The sequence below is a fragment of the Leucobacter soli genome, from assembly GCF_042659205.1.
Classification (GTDB): Bacteria; Actinomycetota; Actinomycetes; order Actinomycetales; family Microbacteriaceae; genus Leucobacter; species Leucobacter soli.
Genome location: NZ_JBHSRW010000249.1, coordinates 1 through 3,138, shown reverse-complemented (window position 1 = coordinate 3,138; position 3,138 = coordinate 1). Strand labels below are relative to the sequence as shown.

The 3,138-nt window shown below is 70.7% G+C and carries 3 protein-coding genes and 1 pseudogene; all 4 read right to left on the bottom strand.

Translation table 11 applies throughout. The features are described 5' to 3' along the window. Positions 1 to 102: 102 nt before the first annotated feature. Entirely contained in the window at positions 103 to 456 is a 354-nt protein-coding gene (locus tag ACFPZL_RS11605; protein ID WP_218113987.1) for a hypothetical protein, read from the bottom strand. A gap of 91 nt (positions 457 to 547) precedes the next feature. Continuing rightward, positions 548 to 2,224, bottom strand: coding sequence for a bifunctional phosphoribosylaminoimidazolecarboxamide formyltransferase/IMP cyclohydrolase (purH, locus tag ACFPZL_RS11600; protein WP_218113986.1), 1,677 nt, complete (start codon positions 2,222 to 2,224; stop codon positions 548 to 550). 99 nt (positions 2,225 to 2,323) lie between these two features. Next, entirely contained in the window at positions 2,324 to 2,923 is a 600-nt protein-coding gene (gene purN, locus ACFPZL_RS11595) for a phosphoribosylglycinamide formyltransferase (protein WP_382335515.1), read from the bottom strand. Positions 2,924 to 2,953: 30 nt separating this feature from the next. Next, positions 2,954 to 3,138, bottom strand: a pseudogene (locus ACFPZL_RS11590) (hypothetical protein); the annotation flags it as partial.

Below are 3,138 nucleotides of genomic sequence, written 5' to 3'. Positions count from 1 at the left end.
CTGCGCGACGACAACCCGCTGGGCGTGCCGCAGGCCTTCTCGCCGGCCGGCGAGTCCCCGCAGTGGGGCGCGCGCTGGCGCTGAGGCTTCAGCGCCTGACGATCAGTTCCAGAGCACCGCGAGCGCGACGTTCAGCACGCCGAGGCCGGCCACCGCGCCGAGCACACCCGCGGGCACGCTCTCCTTCTTGCGGTTCAGCAGCACGATCACGATCATCACGATCAGCACCACCATCTTGAGCGTGATCTTGAGGTTGTCGACCGGCTCGTCGAGCATGTAGCGCATCGCGACCAGCAGGAGACCCGTCACGAACATCGTGGAGAGCCCGTGCAGCACCCCGTTCGTGATCACCGCCGCGCCGGCCTTGACCTTCGACATCTGCGCCATGACGCTTCCGAACACGGCGGCGAAGCCGACGATGTGCAGAACGACCAGAATCCCCTTGACGATTTCCATAGCCTCATTCTCCCGGTCGAGCGAGGCGGGCGCAAAGAAGGGCAGGCTGGGTCACATCAGATGATGGGACGTCGACGGGAGGCCCATCGGGTCAGTGGAAGAAGTGGCGCTCCCCGGTGAAGTACATGGTCGCGCCGGCCGCCGCGGCCGCCGCGACGACCTCCGCGTCGCGCACCGATCCGCCGGGCTGCACCACCGCGCGCACGCCCGCGTCGAGCAGCACCTGAAGGCCGTCGGCGAACGGGAAGAACGCGTCCGAGGCGGCGACGGAGCCCGAAGCCCGCTCCCCTGCGCGCGACACGGCGAGTCGGCACGAGTCGACGCGGTTCACCTGCCCCATGCCGACGCCGACGGAGGCTCCACCGCTCGTCAGCAGGATCCCGTTCGACTTCACGGCGCGGCAGGCCCGCCAGGCGAACTCGAGCTCTGCCAGCGTCGCCGCGTCGGCCGGCTCGCCCGCGGCGAGCGTCCACTCCCCGACAGGGGCGAAGGAGCGGTCGGCGTCCTGCAGCAGGAACCCTCCGGAGACCTGACGCAGCTCCAGCGGGTTCGGCGCGAAGTCGACGGGCAGCACCAGCAAGCGCACGTTCTTCTTCTGCGTGAGGATCGCCAGCGCCTCCGGCTCGAACCCGGGGGCGACGATCACCTCGGTGAAGATCTCGGCCACGGCCTCCGCCATGCCCTTCGTCACCGTGCGGTTCGCCGCGATGACTCCGCCGAACGCGGAGACCGGGTCGCAGGCGTGCGCCAGACGGTGCGCCTCGGCGATGGGATCGGCCGCACCCTCGGGTGCGACGGCGATTCCGCACGGGTTCGCATGCTTGATGATCGCCACGGCCGGGCGCTCGTGGTCGTTGGCGGCGCGCAGCGCCGCGTCCGCATCGACGTAGTTGTTGTAGGACATCTCCTTGCCGTGCAGCTGCGCGGCCTGGGCGATGCCGGATCCTTCGCCCTCCGTGAAGAGCGCGGCGCGCTGGTGGCTGTTCTCGCCGTAGCGCAGCACGGCCTCGCGCAGCCCGAAGATCTCGAAGCCGAGCGTTGTCGCGCTCAACGAGCCGTCGGCCGGGGCTTCGAAGATCGCATCGATCGAATCGTCCTGCTCGTCGGTCGCGTCGGCCGGGGCCTCGCTCCAGTCGAGCTCCTCCTGTTCCAGGAACCAGTTCGCGACGGCGGCATCGTACTGGGCCGTATGCACGAAGGCGTCGGTGGCGAGCGAGCGGCGCAGTGCGAGCGAGGTGCCGCCGACCGCGACCGCGGCGATGACCTCGTCGTATCGGGCGGGCGAGACGACGATCGCGGCGTTGGCGTGGTTCTTCGCGGTGGCCCGCACCATGGCCGGGCCGCCGATGTCGACGTTCTCGATCACGTCGGCCGCCGGCTTGCCCGCGGCGACGGTCTGCTCGAACGGGTAGAGGTTCACGACGACGAGCTCGAAGGGCGCGAAGCCGAGTTCGTCGAGCTGGTCGCGGTGCGAGGCGAGGCGCAGGTCGGCGAGCAGCCCCGAGTGGATCGCCGGGTGCAGCGTCTTCACCCGGCCGTCGAGCACCTCGGGGAAGCCGGTGACCTCGGCCGCTTCGACCACGGGATGCCCGGCGTCGCGGATGGTCGCGGCGGTCGAGCCGGTCGAGACGATCTCGACGCCGGCCGCGACGAGCGCCTCCGCCAGCTCGAGCAGCCTCGTCTTGTCGCTCACCGAGATCAGTGCGCGTCGCACCGGGATCAGATCGCGGTGCTCGTAGAGGCTGGGGTCGTGGCTCTGTACTGCCATGCGGGTCGGTCTCCTCGGTGTTCTGGCGTAGGTTCTGGCGGGTATCTCGGCGCGGGGCTCTGCTCGTGTGCTCTGCTGCTCGGTGGCGACGCTATGGCCTCAGTCGGAGAGCTGCAGTTCGCCGGTCGCGATCGCGCGCACCGTGTCGACGAGCAGGGGACGCTCCACCTGCTTGATGCGCTCGTGCAGCTCGTTCTCGCCCTCGCCGGGACGGATCTCGACGCGGGCCTGGCGCAGCACCGGCCCGGTGTCGACGCCTTCGTCGATGACGTGAACGGTGACACCGGTCTCGGTCGCGCCGGCGGCGAGCGCGTCGCGCACCGCGTGGGCTCCGGGGTGGAGGGGCAGCAGCGCGGGATGGGTGTTGATGAGGCGCGGCGAGAACTCGTGCACGAAGCCGGCGGGCAGGATCCGCATGAGTCCGGCGCTCACGACGAGCCCCGAATCCGGGCCCGTGCCGACGCCGTGCTTCTGGATCGCGGCGGCGAGGACCTGCCCCCACTCCTCGCGGTCGTCGTAGTCCTGCGGCCGCACGATGAACGTGGGCACCCCGGCGGCCGTCGCATGCGCGAGCCCGGGCGCCTCGGTGTCGGAGCCCACGGCGACGATCCGGGCCGGGTAGGCGGGATCCGCCGCCGCATCGAGCAGGGCTTTGAGGTTGCTGCCGCTCCCGGAGATCAGCACGCAGACGTTCAGCACCCGTACAGTCTACCGTCGTGCCGGATGGGATCAGGTGTGCACGATCTCGTCGACCAGGGCGATCGGGCGCTCCGCGGCGATCTGCGTCTCCTCCTGAGCCGCCCAGCTGTCCCAGTGGGGCGCGAAGATCTCGCCGTCGCGTGCGAGGGCCCGTTGCCGGCGGAGCGGAGCCGGGCACTCGAGCCAGAGGCTGCGCACCGGGGCCGGTGTCCGGG